19 protein-coding genes are annotated in these 16,215 nt (G+C 65.2%); 13 read left to right on the top strand and 6 right to left on the bottom strand.

The window, feature by feature from the left end:
• Positions 1-32 precede the first annotated feature (32 nt).
• Entirely contained in the window at positions 33-425 is a 393-nt protein-coding gene (locus HZZ16_RS21875; RefSeq protein ID WP_197951562.1) for a carboxymuconolactone decarboxylase family protein, read from the top strand.
• Here HZZ16_RS21875 and HZZ16_RS21870 read toward each other — a convergent pair.
• Both HZZ16_RS21870 and HZZ16_RS21865 read right to left on the bottom strand, forming a co-directional pair.
• Entirely contained in the window at positions 387-926 is a 540-nt protein-coding gene (locus HZZ16_RS21870) for a hypothetical protein (RefSeq protein WP_197951560.1), read from the bottom strand. The genes HZZ16_RS21875 and HZZ16_RS21870 overlap by 39 nt on opposite strands.
• 261 nt (positions 927-1,187) lie before the next feature.
• On the bottom strand, positions 1,188-1,352 hold the full coding sequence (locus HZZ16_RS21865) for a hypothetical protein (protein WP_197951558.1): 165 nt from the start codon (positions 1,350-1,352) through the stop codon (positions 1,188-1,190).
• A 262-nt stretch (positions 1,353-1,614) separates the two neighbouring features.
• Here HZZ16_RS21865 and HZZ16_RS21860 point away from each other — a divergent pair, with 262 nt between their 5' ends.
• The 5 genes from HZZ16_RS21860 to HZZ16_RS21840 all read left to right on the top strand — a co-directional run bounded on the left by HZZ16_RS21860 (position 1,615) and on the right by HZZ16_RS21840 (position 6,697).
• The gene (locus HZZ16_RS21860; RefSeq protein WP_197951555.1) at positions 1,615-2,532 is read left to right on the top strand and encodes an ABC transporter permease subunit; all 918 of its coding nucleotides are present in this window, start codon (positions 1,615-1,617) and stop codon (positions 2,530-2,532) included.
• Positions 2,533-2,542: 10 nt separating this feature from the next.
• Positions 2,543-3,862 carry a high-affinity branched-chain amino acid ABC transporter permease LivM gene (gene livM / locus HZZ16_RS21855; RefSeq protein WP_197951553.1) on the top strand — a complete coding sequence of 440 codons (1,320 nt, stop codon included), beginning with the start codon at positions 2,543-2,545 and terminating at the stop codon, positions 3,860-3,862.
• Positions 3,859-4,692, top strand: a complete 834-nt coding sequence (locus HZZ16_RS21850; RefSeq protein ID WP_197951551.1) for an ABC transporter ATP-binding protein — start codon at positions 3,859-3,861, stop codon at positions 4,690-4,692. Before livM ends, HZZ16_RS21850 begins: the two co-directional genes overlap by 4 nt.
• Positions 4,689-5,426 (top strand): ABC transporter ATP-binding protein, encoded by a 738-nt coding sequence (locus tag HZZ16_RS21845; protein WP_197951549.1) that lies wholly within the window; start codon positions 4,689-4,691, stop codon positions 5,424-5,426. The genes HZZ16_RS21850 and HZZ16_RS21845 overlap by 4 nt, the downstream gene beginning before the upstream one ends.
• A 152-nt stretch (positions 5,427-5,578) precedes the next feature.
• Positions 5,579-6,697 (top strand): branched-chain amino acid ABC transporter substrate-binding protein, encoded by a 1,119-nt coding sequence (locus tag HZZ16_RS21840; protein ID WP_025037254.1) that lies wholly within the window; start codon positions 5,579-5,581, stop codon positions 6,695-6,697.
• A 109-nt stretch (positions 6,698-6,806) separates the two neighbouring features.
• Here HZZ16_RS21840 and HZZ16_RS21835 read toward each other — a convergent pair whose 3' ends face one another.
• Positions 6,807-7,193, bottom strand: a complete 387-nt coding sequence (locus tag HZZ16_RS21835) for a response regulator (RefSeq protein ID WP_197951660.1) — start codon at positions 7,191-7,193, stop codon at positions 6,807-6,809.
• Between the two features lie 235 nt (positions 7,194-7,428).
• On the opposite strand from HZZ16_RS21835, the gene HZZ16_RS21830 reads away from it, so the two are divergent.
• Genes HZZ16_RS21830 through HZZ16_RS21820 form a run of 3 tightly spaced genes read left to right on the top strand, consistent with a single transcriptional unit; the run spans position 7,429 to position 11,562 of the window.
• Positions 7,429-10,242 carry a PAS domain S-box protein gene (locus HZZ16_RS21830; RefSeq protein ID WP_197951547.1) on the top strand — a complete coding sequence of 938 codons (2,814 nt, stop codon included), beginning with the start codon at positions 7,429-7,431 and terminating at the stop codon, positions 10,240-10,242.
• Positions 10,243-10,297: 55 nt separating this feature from the next.
• Positions 10,298-11,296 (top strand): P1 family peptidase, encoded by a 999-nt coding sequence (locus tag HZZ16_RS21825; RefSeq protein WP_197951545.1) that lies wholly within the window; start codon positions 10,298-10,300, stop codon positions 11,294-11,296.
• Positions 11,297-11,349: 53 nt separating this feature from the next.
• Positions 11,350-11,562 carry a KTSC domain-containing protein gene (locus HZZ16_RS21820; protein WP_197951543.1) on the top strand — a complete coding sequence of 71 codons (213 nt, stop codon included), beginning with the start codon at positions 11,350-11,352 and terminating at the stop codon, positions 11,560-11,562.
• A 13-nt stretch (positions 11,563-11,575) separates the two neighbouring features.
• Here HZZ16_RS21820 and HZZ16_RS21815 read toward each other — a convergent pair whose 3' ends face one another.
• A complete protein-coding gene (locus tag HZZ16_RS21815) occupies positions 11,576-12,331 on the bottom strand; it encodes an EF-hand domain-containing protein (protein WP_197951541.1) in 756 nt (251 codons plus the stop codon).
• A gap of 254 nt (positions 12,332-12,585) precedes the next feature.
• Between HZZ16_RS21815 and rpe the strand changes: the two genes are divergently transcribed.
• From rpe to HZZ16_RS21795, 4 genes are all read left to right on the top strand, one after another.
• Positions 12,586-13,287: a ribulose-phosphate 3-epimerase gene (gene rpe / locus HZZ16_RS21810; RefSeq protein ID WP_197951538.1), complete on the top strand. Its 702-nt coding sequence runs from the start codon at positions 12,586-12,588 to the stop codon at positions 13,285-13,287.
• 152 nt (positions 13,288-13,439) lie between these two features.
• Complete coding sequence (locus HZZ16_RS21805) at positions 13,440-13,580, top strand: hypothetical protein (RefSeq protein WP_197951536.1); 141 nt, start codon at positions 13,440-13,442, stop codon at positions 13,578-13,580.
• A 5-nt stretch (positions 13,581-13,585) separates the two neighbouring features.
• Positions 13,586-13,765, top strand: coding sequence for a hypothetical protein (locus tag HZZ16_RS21800; RefSeq protein WP_197951534.1), 180 nt, complete (start codon positions 13,586-13,588; stop codon positions 13,763-13,765).
• A 21-nt stretch (positions 13,766-13,786) separates the two neighbouring features.
• Positions 13,787-13,975 (top strand): hypothetical protein, encoded by a 189-nt coding sequence (locus HZZ16_RS21795; RefSeq protein ID WP_197951532.1) that lies wholly within the window; start codon positions 13,787-13,789, stop codon positions 13,973-13,975.
• 24 nt (positions 13,976-13,999) lie between these two features.
• Here HZZ16_RS21795 and HZZ16_RS21790 read toward each other — a convergent pair whose 3' ends face one another.
• Both HZZ16_RS21790 and HZZ16_RS21785 read right to left on the bottom strand, forming a co-directional pair.
• The gene (locus HZZ16_RS21790; RefSeq protein ID WP_197951530.1) at positions 14,000-15,433 is read right to left on the bottom strand and encodes a bifunctional serine/threonine-protein kinase/universal stress protein; all 1,434 of its coding nucleotides are present in this window, start codon (positions 15,431-15,433) and stop codon (positions 14,000-14,002) included.
• Positions 15,434-15,439: 6 nt separating this feature from the next.
• On the bottom strand, positions 15,440-16,180 hold the full coding sequence (locus HZZ16_RS21785; protein ID WP_197951528.1) for a metallophosphoesterase family protein: 741 nt from the start codon (positions 16,178-16,180) through the stop codon (positions 15,440-15,442).
• Positions 16,181-16,215 lie beyond the last annotated feature (35 nt).

Raw genomic sequence — 16,215 nt, 5'->3', positions numbered from 1 at the left:
GCTGCGCTCGCAATGAGGGAGAGGAGGATAGAATGGACGACCAGAAGCGCCGCGATGCCGGCATGGACGTGCGCCGCAAGGTGCTGGGCAATGCCTGGGTCGACAAGTCGATCGCGAACCGCAATGCCTTCAACACCGACTTCCAGGACCTGATCACCCGCTACGCCTGGGGCGAGATCTGGACGCGGCCGCATTTCGAGGAGCGCACGCGCCGGGTGCTGGTGATCGGCACCATGGTCGCGCTCGGGCAATGGGACGAATTCCGCCTGCACGTGCGTGCGGCGCTGGCCGAAGGCGGCTTCACGCCCGACGACATAAAGGAGATCCTGCTGCAGCAGGCGATCTATTGCGGCGTGCCGGCGGCGAACCACGCCGTCAAGGAAGCCTCAGCGATTGTGCAGGAGCTCGGCCTGCTCAAGACCTAAAGGCTGAAGATTCGGCGGCGCGGCGGCTTCGGCCGCCTTCGGCGCAGCCACCGGCTTCTCGATCACGAGCACGACCGCGGCGCCGAGCAGGAGCAGGAGTTCGGTGGCGTGCAGCCGAAGCGCGGCCAGCTCTCCGACCTTGGAGGCCATCACCATGCTGGCAAAGGAGATCAGGCTGCCGATCGCCAGCGCAATACCGAGCGCCTCGTCGCTGCCGCCGCCCTTGCGGGTGCGGGGAATGCAGAGCAGCACGAGGTAGATCGCGAAGAACGCCACCACGGTCAGCCGTCCGAGCGCCAGCAGCCAGGCGGCACGCACCGTGTCCATGCCGGCCATCTGCAGATGGTCGCTGAGGTACAGCGCCACCGCGACGCTCGGCCGCTCGTAGAGGCCGTGCACGGGCGCGACAATGATGTTGAAGACGACGAGGCTCCACACGGGAATGAAATAGGCCGCCAGCAGCGCGCCGTTGACCGAGCCGATCCGCCAATTCCTGAACATGCCGCTTCCCGCGTGGTTTACCGAGCCTCCGATGGAAGGCGACGGCCTGCCGGAGCTAACTCGCAACAGACTGCGGCGGCAATTTAAACCCTTTGTTTACCTTAACTGGGCCGGACCTAGCTCTGCATTCCGGGGCGGCTCGGAGAGCCGAACCCGGAATCTCGGGATTCCGGGTTCGATGCTTCGCATCGCCCCGGAACACACCAAGCACAAAAAAGGCCCCGCCTTATGGCGGGGCCCTCCTGCTCACGGGCTCCCAAACTATTCGTCCTGGCTGCGCTGGCCGCCTTGCTGGCCGGGCCGATCACCCTGGCGCGGGTCCTGCTGCTGCTGTCCGGGTTTCTGACCGCCACCCTGCTGCTGCGGGTTGCGCTGGCCGGGATTCTGACTCTGCTGACCGGGCTGCTGGTTCTGCTGCTTCGTCATTCGGGAAACTCCCTTGTTGGACGTCAGAACCAACATAACGACCGGCATTCGCTTTGGTTGCCTCGGGAACCGGGTTCCTCGCAGCGCGAGGAACCCGGCGGCAAAATGATCTCTGTACAAGCCTTAAGGCGGAGACCAGGCCAGTTGCAGCCGCCAGTTCCCTCCTGTTACAAAACCAGGTGAACGCTCAAGGGCTGCCGGGGCCCAAGAACTCTCTGCAAGAGCTCCCTTTGAGCCGCGTCAAGTTTGGGTACGGCAGCTTATGGATTATTTCGCCCAGCAGCTCATCAACGGCCTCGTGCTCGGCTCCATCTACGGCCTGATCGCGATCGGCTACACGATGGTCTACGGCATCGTCGGCATGATCAACTTCGCCCATGGCGACGTCTTCATGATCGGCGGCTTCATCGCCCTCATCACCTTCCTGATCCTGATCTCGCTCGGCCTCACGGCTATTCCGGTGATCCTGCTCGTGGTGCTGCTGGTGTCGATGGCGATCACGGCGCTCTATGGCTGGACCATCGAGCGCATCGCCTACCGGCCGCTGCGCCATTCGTTCCGCCTCGCCCCGATGCTGTCGGCCATCGGCATGTCGTTCGTGCTGACGAATTATTCGCAAGTGGCGCAAGGCGCCCGCGTCAAGCCGATCCCGCCCTTCATCACCGGCGGCTACACCCTGCATGAGAGCCAGGACGGCTTCGTGATCCAGCTCTCCAACATCCAGATCATGGTGGTCATCACCACCATCGTGCTGCTCGCGATCTTCACCTGGCTCGTGTCGCGCACCCGGCTCGGGCGCGACATGCGCGCGTGCGAGCAGGATCAGACCATGGCGGCTCTGCTCGGCGTCAACGTCGACCGCACCATCTCCATGACCTTCGTGATCGGCGCGGCGCTTGCCGCCGTCGCGGGCCTGATGTACCTGCTCTATTACGGCCTGGTCGATTTCTTCATGGGCTTCGTCGCCGGCATCAAGGCCTTCACCGCCGCCGTGCTCGGCGGCATCGGCTCGCTGCCCGGCGCCATGCTCGGCGGGCTTGCGATCGGCCTGATCGAGACGTTCTGGTCGGCTTATTTCTCGGTCGAGTACAAGGACGTTGCGGCATTCTCGATCCTGATCGTCGTGCTGATCTTCATGCCGACCGGCCTGCTCGGCCGTCCCGAAGTCGAAAAAGTCTGACGGAGCGCGCGTGACAGCTCCCTCGACCCAGACGACCAAAACTGCATCGGGCATCCCCGCTCTCCTCAAGACCGCCTTCATCAACGCAGTGATCGCGTTGGTGCTGTTCTCGCTGATGGTCGGCATCCGCACCGAGGCGGGTTCCGAGGGCCAGCTCACCTACTGGACGCGATTCGGCGAGCTCGCCTCCCTCGTCGCCGCGGTATTCGGCGGCTCGATCGTGATCGAGCTGCTCAGGCAATGGATCGGCCCGGCCGGCACCGAGAAGCTGGTGCCGCCAGCGTTGCAGAAGGGCATGTCGCTGGTCGGCCGCTACCTTGCGCCCGCTCTGCTGATCTTCACGCTGCTGGTGCCCGTCATCTTCTATAACCAGCGCTACATCCTCGACCTCGCCATTCTCGTGCTCACCTATGTGATGCTGGGCTGGGGCCTCAACGTCGTGGTCGGGCTCGCCGGCCTGCTCGATCTCGGCTACGTCGCATTCTATGCGGTCGGCGCCTATTCCTACGCGCTGCTCGCCACCAATTTCGGCTGGTCGTTCTGGATCTGCCTGCCGCTCGCCGGCATCCTCGCCGCATTCTGGGGCGTGCTGCTCGGCTTCCCCGTGCTGCGCCTGCGCGGCGACTATCTCGCCATCGTGACGCTCGCCTTCGGCGAGATCATCCGCCTCGTCCTGATCAACTGGCAGAGTCTGACCGGCGGACCGAACGGCGTATCCGGTATTCCGCGTCCGACCCTGTTCGGCATTCCGCTCAACAACAGCGACGATGGGCTGGCCGCCAAGCTCGGCATCGAGTTTTCGCCGACCCACCGCATCGTCTTCCTGTTCTATCTGATCCTGGCGCTGGCGCTGCTCACCAATTGGGTGACGATCCGCCTGCGCGGGCTGCCGATCGGGCGTGCCTGGGAAGCCTTGCGCGAGGACGAGGTCGCCTGCCGCGCGCTCGGCATCAACACCACGACGACCAAGCTCACCGCGTTCGCGACCGGCGCGATGTTTGGTGGCTTCGCCGGCGCCTTCTTCGCCACCCGCCAGGGCTTCATCAGCCCGGAATCCTTCACCTTCCAGGAATCGGCGCTGGTGCTCGCCATCGTCGTGCTCGGCGGCATGGGCTCGCAGCTCGGCGTCGCGCTCGCGGCGCTGACCATGATCGGCGGGTTTGAGCTGTTCCGCGGCCTCGAGACCTATCGTATGCTGGTGTTCGGCTGGGCGATGGTGCTGATCATGATCTGGCGGCCACGCGGCCTGGTCGGCCATCGCGCGCCGACCGTTTATCTGAAGAAGGCGCAGGCCATCTCCTCCGACCTCGTCAAGGAAGGCCACGGATGAGCGGCGAACGTATCCTCAACGTCGATCAGCTCACCATGCGCTTCGGTGGCATCGTCGCCGTGCAGGACCTGTCGTTCGCGGCGGAGCGGCGCAAGATTACGGCGCTGATCGGACCGAACGGTGCCGGCAAGACCACCGTGTTCAACTGCATCACCGGCTTCTACAAGCCGACCGGCGGCGCCATCCGCCTCACCCACGCCGACGGCAGGGAAATCGCGCTCGAGCGGCTCAACGACTTCCGTATCGCCAAGCAGGCCAAGGTCGCGCGCACGTTCCAGAATATCCGCCTGTTTCCCGGGATGACCGTGCTCGAAAACCTGATGGTGGCGCAGCACAACATGCTGATGCGCGCCTCGGGCTTCACCTTGCTCGGCCTTGTCGGCGCACCCACCTATCGCGACGCCGAAAAACGCGCGATTGATCTCGCCACCGACTGGCTGAAGCGGGTCAACCTGCTCGACCGCGCCGACGATGCGGCCGGCAATCTCGCCTATGGCGATCAACGCCGCCTCGAGATCGCGCGCGCGATGTGCACCGAGCCCGCACTCCTGTGCCTTGACGAGCCGGCTGCCGGCCTCAACGCGCGAGAGAGCGCCGCGTTGAACGAGCTCCTGCTTTCGATCCGCGACGACCTGGGAACGTCGATCCTCCTGATCGAGCATGACATGTCGGTCGTGATGGAGATCTCCGACCACATCGTGGTGATGGATCACGGCGTGAAGATCGCACAAGGCACGCCGCGCGAGGTGCGCGACGATCCCAAGGTGATCGCCGCCTATCTCGGCGCCGACGAGGAAGAGGCCATGGCCGTCATGGAGAGCGGATCGTGACGGCGGCATCCCCCCTGCTCGCGATCCGGGGCCTGCGCGCGGCCTACGGCAAGATCGAGGCCCTAAAGGGCGTCGACGTCGACATCAATGCCGGCGAGATCGTGGCGCTGATCGGCGCGAACGGCGCCGGCAAGTCGACGCTGATGATGACGATCTTCGGCAAGCCGCGCGCCCGCGCCGGGCAGATCCTGTACGAGGGCAAGGACATCACGGCCGTCCCGACCCACGAGATCGCCCATTTGCGCATCGCGCAGTCGCCCGAAGGCCGCCGCATCTTCCCGCGTATGAGCGTCGCCGAGAATCTCCAGATGGGGGCCGACGTCACCGAGAGCACGCCGGCGGAACGGGAGAGCACGCTCGAGCGCGTATTCGCCCTGTTTCCCCGCCTGAAGGAACGTTTCACCCAGCGCGGCGGAACCCTGTCCGGCGGCGAGCAGCAGATGCTCGCAATCGGCCGCGCCTTGATGAGCCGCCCCCGCCTGCTCCTGCTCGATGAACCCTCGCTGGGGCTCGCCCCGCTCATCGCGCGGCAGATTTTCGACGCCATCCGCACGCTGAACCGGCAGGACGGCCTGACCGTGCTGATCGTCGAGCAGAACGCCAACCACGCCCTCAAGCTCGCCCATCGCGGCTATGTCATGGTCAACGGCCTGATCACGCTGGCCGGCAGCGGCGCCGAATTGCTGCAGCGCCCCGAAATCCGCGCCGCTTATCTGGAAGGCGGCCGGCACTGACCGGCCCCGCCCTGCGCGAGAATGCGGCTAGATATCTTGACGTATGCCCGTATTTTGCCGGTGACTTCTCCTCGAATTCATTCAAGAATGGCGCCGGTTTGAACCGGGGCGTGCCCGGCAACTTCCACAGGCGACCACCCGCGAGGTATCTCATGAAATCACTGAAGCTCATCGGTCTGGCATTCGGCGCATCGCTCGCGCTGTCGAGCGCGGCATTTGCGCAGGATGTCACCGTCGCAGTCGCAGGCCCGATGACCGGCGGCGAGTCCGCCTTCGGCCGCCAAATGAAGAACGGCGCCGAGATGGCCGTCGCCGACATCAACGCCGCCGGCGGCGTCAACGGCAAGAAGCTCGCGCTCAACGCCGAGGACGACGCCTGCGATCCGAAACAGGCCCGCTCGGTGGCGGAAAAGATCGCCGGCGCCAAGATCCCGTTCGTCGCCGGCCATTTCTGCTCGTCGTCTTCGATCCCGGCCTCTGAAGCCTATGCGGACGGCAACGTCCTGCAAATCACCCCGGCTTCGACCAACCCGCTCTTCACCGAGCGCAAGCTGTGGAACGTGGCGCGGGTCTGCGGCCGCGACGACCAGCAGGGCCTGATCGCGGCGCAGTACATCGCCAAGAACTACAAGGGCAAGAACATCGCGATCCTCAACGACAAGACCACCTACGGCAAGGGTCTTGCCGACGAGACCAAGAAGGCGCTCAACAAGGCCGGCATCACCGAGAAGATGTACGAATCCTACAACAAGGGCGACAAGGACTTCAACGCGATCGTCTCGCGCCTGAAGAAGGAGAATGTCGAGCTCGTCTATGTCGGCGGTTACCATCAGGAAGCCGGCCTCATCCTGCGCCAGATGCGCGATCAGGGCATGAAGACGGTGCTGATGTCGGGCGACGCGCTCGCCGATAAGGAGTACGCCTCCATCACCGGTCCTGCCGGCGAAGGCACGCTGTTCACCTTCGGTCCCGATCCGCGCAACAAGCCGACCGCAAAGAAGATCGTCGAGGCGTTCAAGGCCAAGGGCATCGATCCGGAAGGCTATACGCTCTACACCTACGCTGCGCTGCAGGTCTGGACGCAGGCGGTCAAGAAGGCCGGCACCACCGACGCCAAGAAGGTCATGGAGACCATCAAGGCCGGCAAGTGGGACACGGTGCTCGGCCCGATCGAAATTGACGCCAAGGGCGACCTCAAGCAGATCGACTATGTCGTCTACAAGTGGGACGCCAAGGGCAATTACGCCGAGCTCGGCGCCAAGGGTTCCTGATCAAGGGTTCCTGATCCAGGATGCTCTTCGGGGATCCCGATCAGCGATATCCCGAAGGCTCCCGCCATCGCGACCACGCCCCGGCTTGCCGGGGCGTTCTTTTGCCCGGTCAGACCGCGGCCGAGATCTCGCCGCCGGCCGCGGCCTGGGCCTTCCGCAGGGCCTGCAGCAGATCGTTCGGCCGAAACGGCTTTTGCAGGCCGACCACGTTGGCGAGGTGGGGCGATTGGTCCATGAAATCGAGTGCCGTCATCCCGGAAACCGCAATCACTGGCAGCGCCGGCGCGCGTTCGCGCAAGGCGGTGATGACGTCGACGCCGCTGGTATCGCCGAGGAAGATGTCCACAATCGCCGCGTCAAAAGGGCTTTCCGCAAAGGCTTTCAGCCCCGCCGCGCCACTTTCGGCCTCCACGACCTCGAAATGGTTGACCCGAAGCACGATTGCCACCATCGCGCGGACGTCCTTCTGGTCGTCGATGATGAGAACGCGGGGCATGGGGCAAACTCCCGATCTCGAAATCAAAATCGCCTGTTTCAAGCCTGGAACCGGCCGCAGTGGCAAGGCATTATGACACCGCCCAGTAAAGCGCCCCTTACCAATCCCTGTTCCGTGCTCTCACCGAAATTAGGTAAGCTGTAACCCTCGGTTGAGTCGTAACCCGGTTCCGTTGACCACCCGCGCCCAGAACCCGCTACGATGAACGGACTGCCGGCGAATGAGACTAGCGGAGATGCTCAAGCCCACCGACTCGCGCGAAATGGACGTGCCTGCGCCGATCGACCGAAGCACATTTCTGTCGACCCTGCCGGCCACCTCGACCGATCGCACTGCAGCATTGACGATCGTCGGTGTGTCTTCGCTCCTGTTCGCCGTAGCCGTGCCATTCGCTGGTACCCCGCTGCTGCCGGTGCCAGCCTTCGTCGCCAGCTACCAATCGGCGCTGGCCGTGAGCGACATCGTCACGGCGGTGCTGCTGCTGTCGCAATTTGCGATTCTGCGGACCCGCGCGCTGCTGTGGCTCGCCGGCGGCTATCTCTTCACCGCCGCGGCGGCGCTGGTTCACGCCCTCACCTTCCCAGGGCTGTTCGCCCCGACCGGACTCCTGGGCGCGGGCCGGCAGACCACGGTGTGGCTCTACATGATCTGGCACGCCGGCTTCCCGCTCTGCGTGATGGCATATGCCTGGCTGAAGGAAAAGGACGGGGGGCCCCGGATCCGCGGCGCGGCAAGCAACGCGATCTATGCCTGCGGGCTCGGCGTCGTCGCCGCGATGGCGGTCTTCGCCTGGATCGTCACCGCGCAGCACGATCTGTTGCCGGTCCTGTTGAGCGAGGGCCGCTACACGCCGACCATGATCGGCGTCGTGTCCTTCGTGTGGTCGCTGAGCTTTGCCGCGCTGGTCTCGCTCTGGTTCCGCAGGCCGCATACGGTGATCGACATCTGGCTCATGGTGGTCATGTGCGCCTGGCTGTTCGACATCGCCCTGTCGGCGATCGTCAACGTCGCGCGCTTTGATCTCGGATTCTATGCCGGCCGGCTCTACGGGCTCGCCGCGGCGACCTTCGTGCTCGCGGTGCTTCTGATCGAGAATGTGCGCCTCCAGGCGCGTACAGTGGGCCTCGTCGGAAAGTTGCGCCAGCAATCGGCCTCGGAACGCGACTATTTCGGCAAGCGCCTCGCGCTTTACGGCGCCGTGGTCGAATCGTCCAATGACGCGATCATCACCAAGTCGCTCGACGGCATCATCACCAGCTGGAACAAGGCCGCCGAGAACCTGTTCGGCTACTCCGCCGCCGAGGCCGTCGGCAAGCCGATCGACATCATCGTGCCGCCAGATCGCAAGGGCGAAATCAGAAGCATCCTCAACCGGATCGCCAGCAACGAGTCGATCGCCCAGCACGAGACGGTCCGAATTCGGAAGGACGGCCGCCCTCTCGACGTCGTCCTGAACATCTCACCGCTGCGGACCGACGATGGAGAGATCATCGGCGTCTCCAAGATCGCCCATGACATCACGGAAGAAAAGCAGGCCAGAGAGAAGCTGCGCCGCGAGACCGAGGAACGCCAGCGCATCTTCGAGACATCGCAGGACCTGATCCTTGTCACCGACGGCTATGGCAATTTCATCCAGGTCAGCCCGAGCGTGCGGAACATTCTCGGCTACAGCCCCGAGGACATGGTCGGGCACAACGCGATCGAGTTCATCCATCCCGACGATCTCGAGAACACGCGGAACGAGATGCGCGCAGCCCGTCGCGGCGCGGTCAAGCGCAGCTTCGAGGCGCGCTACTACCATTACGACGGTCACGAGGTCACGCTGAACTGGATGGGCACGTGGTCGGAACCGGTGAAACGCCACTTCTTCATCGGCCGCGACCTCACCGACAAGCAGGCCGCCGAAGCCCAGCTCAGGCAGGTCCAGAAAATGGACTCGATCGGCCAATTGACCGGCGGCGTCGCCCACGACTTCAACAACGTGCTGACCGTGATCACGGGCACGATCGGCATTCTCAGCGACGCGGTCGCCGACCGGCCCGAGCTTGCCGCGATCACCAAGCTGATCGACGACGCCGCCGAGCGCGGCGCGCAGCTGACCAAGCATCTGCTCGCCTTCGCCCGCAAGCAGCCGCTCCAGCCGCGCGAGATCGACGTCAACGCACTGGTGCTCGAAGCCGCCAAGTTGCTGCATCCGACGCTCGGCGAGCAGATCACCATCATGCCGCAGCTCACCGAGGATGCCTGGCCGACGCTGGTCGACCCGGGCCAGCTCTCCACCGCGATCCTCAATCTCGCACTGAACGCGCGCGACGCCATGCCCGAGGGCGGCACCCTGGTGCTGGAGACGCGCAACATCTTTCTCGACGACGGCTATGCCAGCATGAACCCCGACGTGGTTGCCGGCAATTACGTGATGATCGCGGTCAGCGATACCGGCAGCGGAATTCCTGCCGAGCTGATCGACCGGGTGTTCGATCCGTTCTTCACGACCAAGGAGGTCGGCAAGGGCACTGGCCTTGGCCTCAGCATGGTGTTCGGCTTCGTCAAGCAGTCGGGCGGGCACATCAAGATCTACAGCGAGGAAGGCCACGGCACGAGCGTGAAGATCTACCTGCCGCGCTCGACCGGGGTGCAGGACACCGAGTTCGAATCGCTCCAGAACGCGCCAATCACCGGCGGTAGCGAGAAGATCCTGATCGTCGAGGACGATGCCTTGGTGCGGCAGTATGTCGTGACGCAGGTCAAGAGCCTCGGCTATACCGCGCTCGAGGCCGCCAACGGGGCCGAGGCGCTCAATATCATCGACAGCGACGAGACCATCGACCTGCTGTTCACCGACATCATCATGCCCGGCAACATGAACGGCCGCCAGCTGGCTGACGAAGCGCACAAGCGCCGCCCCGACCTGAAGACGCTGTTCACCTCTGGCTACACCGAGAACGCGATCGTCCATCATGGCCGGCTCGATTCCGGCGTGCTGCTGCTGGCCAAGCCCTACCGCAAGTCCGAGCTCGCCAAGATGCTGAGGACCGCGCTCGCCGGTTGAGCCTGCGGCATTGCTGCGCTATCGCAGATCGTGAATTCTCGACGACGAGGCCGCCTTGAAGAACCTTCTCACCGATATCGCCGGCGTCCGGGTCGGCCACGCCGAAGATCCGAGAGTGGGTTCCGGCGCGACCGCGATCATCTTCGATTCGCCTGCGATCGCCGCGATCGACGTGCGCGGCGGCGGCCCCGGCACGCGCGAGGATGCACTGCTCGATCTCGCCAACACGGTCGAGCGCATCGACGCCATCGCGCTGTCGGGCGGCTCGGCCTTCGGCCTCGACACCGGCGGCGGCGTGCAGGCCTGGCTCGCCGAGCAGGGCCGCGGCCATCGGGTGCGCGAAGCGCTGATCCCGATCGTACCGGGGGCGATCCTATTCGACCTGCTCAATGGCGGCGACAAGGCCTGGGGACGCTTCTCGCCCTATCGCGACCTCGGCTATGCCGCGGCGACCGCGGCCACCAGGGCGGATTTCGCGCTTGGCAGTGCCGGCGCCGGCTTCGGCGCCACCACCGCGACGTTCAAGGGCGGTCTCGGCTCCGCATCGGCGGTGACGCCGAGCGGAATCAAGGTCGCGGCGATCGTCGCCGTCAACGCCGTGGGCAGCGCCACCGTCGGCGATGGTCCGTGGTTCTGGGCGGCGCCGTTCGAGGTGCACGGCGAATTCGGTGGACGCGGCCTGCCGGACAAGTTCACCGAGGACATGCTCCGCATGCGTATCAAGGGCGGCCCTGCCGCGAGCGCGCGCGAGAACACCACCATCGGCGCCGTCGTGACCAACGCGGTGCTGACCAAACCCCAGGCCAAGCGGCTGGCGATGATCGCGCATACCGGCTTCGCCCGCGCGATCTATCCGGTGCATGCGCCGACCGACGGCGACGTTCTGTTCGCCGCCGCCACCTGCGAAAAGCCGATCGAGCCGCTGGTTGGCCTCACCGAGCTCGGCACGATCGCCGCAAACGTGGTCGCACGCGCGATCGCCCGCGGCGTCTACAGCGCGACGGCCCTGCCGTTTCCGGGCGCGCAGCCGGCTTGGCAGGACCGGTTCGGCTAGGAGAGAAACGAAACGGCCCCCAACGCGTTACCGGGCGGACAAGGTGCGCGACCATGCCCTCTTCCGTGATCCGGTTCTTTCGCTATGCGCCCGAGAAACGCGAGCTGAAGGTGACGTTCGTCAGCGGGCGCCTCTATGACTATGAGGATGTTCCGCCCGAGGTCGCTGCCGCGTTCAGGGATTCGCGCGCAAAAGGAACGTTCTTCAATCGCGAGATCCGCGACCGCTATGCCTGTCGTGACATCACGCACGAACCCGCCGGCTAGCTTCGGGATGCGCTCACACGCTGATCGACATCGATGAAGCTGCTGATCCCGCAGTGGCCTGCGCCTGGCGCTGCATCATCTGCCCGAACCAATCATAGGGCGAATTGCCGCCACCTTTCGCATTCGACGAGCTGGAGGCGCCCGGCACCGTGGTCGACATCTTGAAGCCGTCTGCATAGGTGACGGTGGTGGTGGTCGAGCCGTCGGCATTGGTCGTCGTGGTCGACGTCGAACCGCGGCTGGATTGCGACGAGGACTCCGAGCCATCGCCCGCGCCTTCCGCGTGATCACGGCCGTGACCGCCCCTCAGCGCCTTCGTCATCTCGCCGAGATTGATGCTGCCATCCGCATTCGCGTCCATCTTCGAGAACACGTCGTCGGCCTGGGCCAGGTTGGTGCCGCCCGCGCCGAGCGCGTCCTCGAACTCCGACTTGGTGATCTTGCCGTCGCCGTCCGCGTCGATCTGCGAGAACAGATCCTTCAGCGCAGCCTCCCGGCCCTTCGACGTCGAGGATGTCGCCCCCGCGGCTTCGTCCGATTGGCTCTGCGCCGCGAACAGCGCATTCATCGTCTCCGCCGATATCTGCGGATATTTACCTGCATTGACCGACGAGGTCGCGCCGGTCGTGCTGCCGCTATCGATCGCGAACGGATTGACCGGCGCGCTCTGCGAGGAGCCCGTTTTGTGCGCCGCCGACGACGATTTCGCGTTCGTCAGCGACTGGATCGCATCGAGTGCGCTCGATACCGCACTAAGGGCGAACAACATTGCACAACTCCAACGGAATGCGGCATGCCGCGACCAATGTTCTGCGGCTGAAGTCAGCAAGCGCCGTGCCACCGCGAAAAGCTCAACGAAATCCGCATCCGCACCGTCGTGCAGGCCGCGGGAACATCGGCAATTCATGCCGCCGGCGGCAGAAATTTCCGCCCACAGGAAGCCCGCCCCTCCTGCATTGCCCGGCACAAGAGCCCATGTTAGGCGAGGCCATTCGTCGTCGGTCCGCCCCGGGAAAACGCGCCATGACCCAAGCTTTCGTCCCTCGCCCCCTCGCCATCGCGCCTTCGATCCTGGCCTCGGACTTCTCGAAGCTCGGCGAGGAGGTGCGCAGCGTCGATGCCGCCGGCGCCGACTGGATCCATCTCGACGTGATGGACGGGCATTTCGTTCCGAACATCTCCTACGGTCCTGATGTCATCAGGGCGATGCGCCCGCACACCAAGAAGATCTTCGACGCGCATCTGATGATCTCGCCCTGCGATCCCTATCTCGAGGCCTTCGCGAAGGCCGGCTGCGACCACATCACCGTGCACGCGGAGGCAGGTCCCCACCTGCACCGCTCGCTCCAGGCCATTCGCGCGCTCGGCAAGAAGGCCGGCGTCTCGCTCAATCCGGCGACGCCGATCAGCGCGCTCGAATACGTCCTCGACCTCGTCGACCTCGTGCTGGTGATGTCGGTCAATCCCGGCTTCGGCGGCCAGGCCTTCATCCCCTCCGCGATCGGCAAGACCCGGGACATCCGCGCGATGGTTGCGGGCCGTCCGATCGACATCGAGGTCGACGGTGGCGTCGGGCCCGATGTTGCGGGCGCGCTCGCCGCGGCCGGCGCCAACGCTTTCGTCGCCGGCACGTCGGTGTTCAAGGGCGGCACGCAGGACACCTACAAGGCCAACATCGCCGCGATCCGCAACGCGGCACTTGGGGCACGCGGCGAGGCGATCTGACGGCTGCCTCGGCGCTCCGCAGCTGCGCGGTTGTTACGGGGTTGCGGCGCGCAATTGCTTAAAATTGCAACCTCGATCCGTACTCATCCGGGCTTCCCTGATTCGCGCAAATCACTGCAAGTGATTCCTGCCTGTTTTCGCGGGAGCACATCATGACGACGATCCTGGTTTGGACTGGCGTGGCGTTGTGGATCGGTTTCAGTGCGTTTGTCGTGTTCGGTCCGTCGGCCGGACCGGTCGAGGCCCCGGCACGTCCGGCCCGCAACATCCGTCGCGACCGCCACAGGGGCTGACGTCCATGCAGATCGCCCTCGTGAAGCGTCAGCAGAAGCGCCGGTGCCGTATTCCACGGCGCCCGCATCCGAGCCTCGACTATTTCTTCGGCCGCCTCGAGCGCGCCGATGGCACGCTGGACGACGATGCCGGGCTCGACAATTCGGACCTCGACCGTTCGCTCGGCTCGCCGCGCCGACACTGAGACTTCTCTTCCGGACCGCCCATGAAACCGCATTGCCCGAACTGCCTGAAGGAAATGACCAAGGCGTCCGCGTCGCGTAACCTGTTCAATTGCGAGCCCTGCCGCGAGATCATCCAGTATTTCGGCGGCAGCGCGGATCACGGCGAGCCGGGACCGCAATTCTCCTGGCCGATCCGCCGCAAGCGCGCTATTGCCGTCCACGCGGCCTGATCCGGCCCGCAAATCGTCCCGGGCCTAACCTTCGCCGGGCTCCGGGCCGCCGCCGTCCCCAGCCATCCGCGGCGGCCGCACCACTGTGACGGTGCAGCTCGCCTCCGAGGCCACCTTGGCCGAGACACTGCCGAGCAGCGTGCGCCGGAATGAGCTCTGCCGCGCGCCGATGATGACGTGGTCGACCTGATTGGCCTCGGCAAATTCCAGGATTGCGGCGGCGGGATCGACCGCCTCCAGCACATGAGCCGACAGCCGGCTCTCGTCCAGCTTGAGCGGCGTTGCCCAATGTCTGAGCGCGACCAGGCGATCGATATGCTTGTTGGAGCCCTGCTCGTCCAGTGTCCGATCGATCGCAATCCGGTTCAGCTTGAGCACGTTGACGCAGGCAAGCCGCGCCGAGGGCAAGGTGGCTAGGATGCGCTCGGTGGTCACGCGCAGCGCTTCGTTCAGCTCCGGAGCACCCTCCGCCGTGTCGAGCGCAACGGCAAGGATCGGGCTCGATGCAATCTGGGCTGCAACATCCGATTTCGCGCGCGGCGCCATGACGCCCTGGTTGAAGCGCCGGCGCCAGGCGACGCCGAGGGAATCGCGTTTCACCCGCTCCGAGCGCGCGGTGAGCTTGACCTGGTCCGGATAAGCGAGGTCGAAGGCGAGCTGGGATGCGGTCGGATAGCGCCACACCGGCTCGATCTCCAGACACCGCAACACCACCTCCTGAAGCCAGGGCGGATAATCCGCGCGGAGCTTCCGCGGCGGATGCGGATCGCGCCATAGCCGGCGCCGCATCGCCCGCAGCGTCTCGCCCTCGCCGAACGGCCGCTCGCCCGTGGTGAAGAAATAGAGCAGCACGCCGAGCGAAAACAGATCGCTGCGCGGATCGTCGCGCACCCCGAGCAGCCGCTCGGGTGCCATATAAGGCGCGGTGCCGTAAGGCAGGCGGAATTCCTCCTGCAGGAGGTCCGGCAGGTGGTTGTGATGCGACAAGCCGTAGTCGATCAGCACCGCCTCGCCGCTCTCGCGGAACATGATGCTGCTCGGCTTGATGTCATGGTGGATCACGTTTTGCCGGTGCAGATCGGCTAGCGCCGTTGCGATCCTGGCGACGAGCTGCCGCGCCTCCTCATAAGGCAGCGGCAGGTCGGGGAGCCACTTGTACAGCGTGGCACCCGGAATGCGCTCGATCACGACATAGGCTTGGCGGGCGAAATCGCCGGTGCCGAAGCAGGCCGGCACGTGCGGTCCCGCAAGCCGCGGCAGGATCATCATCTCCATCTCGAAGGAGACGATCGCGGCGGGGTCCTCGCCCTCCGACACCCGCGGGATCTTCATCAGTAAGGGCACGTCGATGCCGGGATGGGTGACGGTCCACAGCGTCGCCATGCCGCCAGCATGAACGCATTCGCCGATCGTAAAACCGTCGATCTCCGCGCCTGATTGAACCAGGGGTTTGGGCATCGGCCTCTAGCGCCCCTGCGAAAGCCGGTCGGCCAGCCAGGACGGCAGCCCGTTGTCGCGGATCCTGCCTGCCGCGGTCGCGACGTCGTAGGGCGCGCGGCAATAGGTGATCTGGCCCGAATCGGTGTCGAACAGCGCGAAGGCCGCCGACGGATCGCCGTCACGGGGCTGGCCGACCGAACCGAGCACGGCGAGCCATTGCCGTCCGCGCAGCAGCTGTACGGGGACGTCGGTCTTCGGCACGAAGCTCGTCATCTTTGCCGTCACCGACATCGAATAGAGCGCCGGCCTGTGGATGTGGCCGCAAAAGGTGACGTGGGCCCGTGTCGCAATCAGGCTCTTGGCGGCGTCCACGGTCGAGCGGACATAGTGCCAGCGCTGGGGATGCGAGGCTTCCGCATGCACGAACAGGCGGCCATCCTCCTCCACCTGCATCGGCAATTCAGCCAGAAACCGCCGCTGCGCGGTGTCGAGGCGGCCGCGGGTCCATTCGATCGCGATCTGCGCCTCGGCGTTCATGGTCTCGGCCGTGGAATTGATCGCCTGGTCATGATTGCCGCGCACCGCGACGGCGCCCTGTGCGACCAGCTCCATCGCGGTGTCCACCACCCATTCCGGATCGGCGCCATAGCCGACGAAGTCGCCGAGCAGGACGAAGCGCTCCGCGCCCTTCGCACGCGCGATCTTCAGGCAGGCCTCGAACGCCTGCCTGTTACCATGGATATCCGAGAAGACAGCGAGAAGCACGCACCCTCCACCCTCAAATTCTTATTGGAAGCCGA

It is taken from the genome of Bradyrhizobium glycinis (genome assembly GCF_016031655.1).
Taxonomy (GTDB): Bacteria; Pseudomonadota; Alphaproteobacteria; order Rhizobiales; family Xanthobacteraceae; genus Bradyrhizobium; species Bradyrhizobium glycinis.
This window is presented reverse-complemented; position numbering and strand designations above follow the sequence as displayed.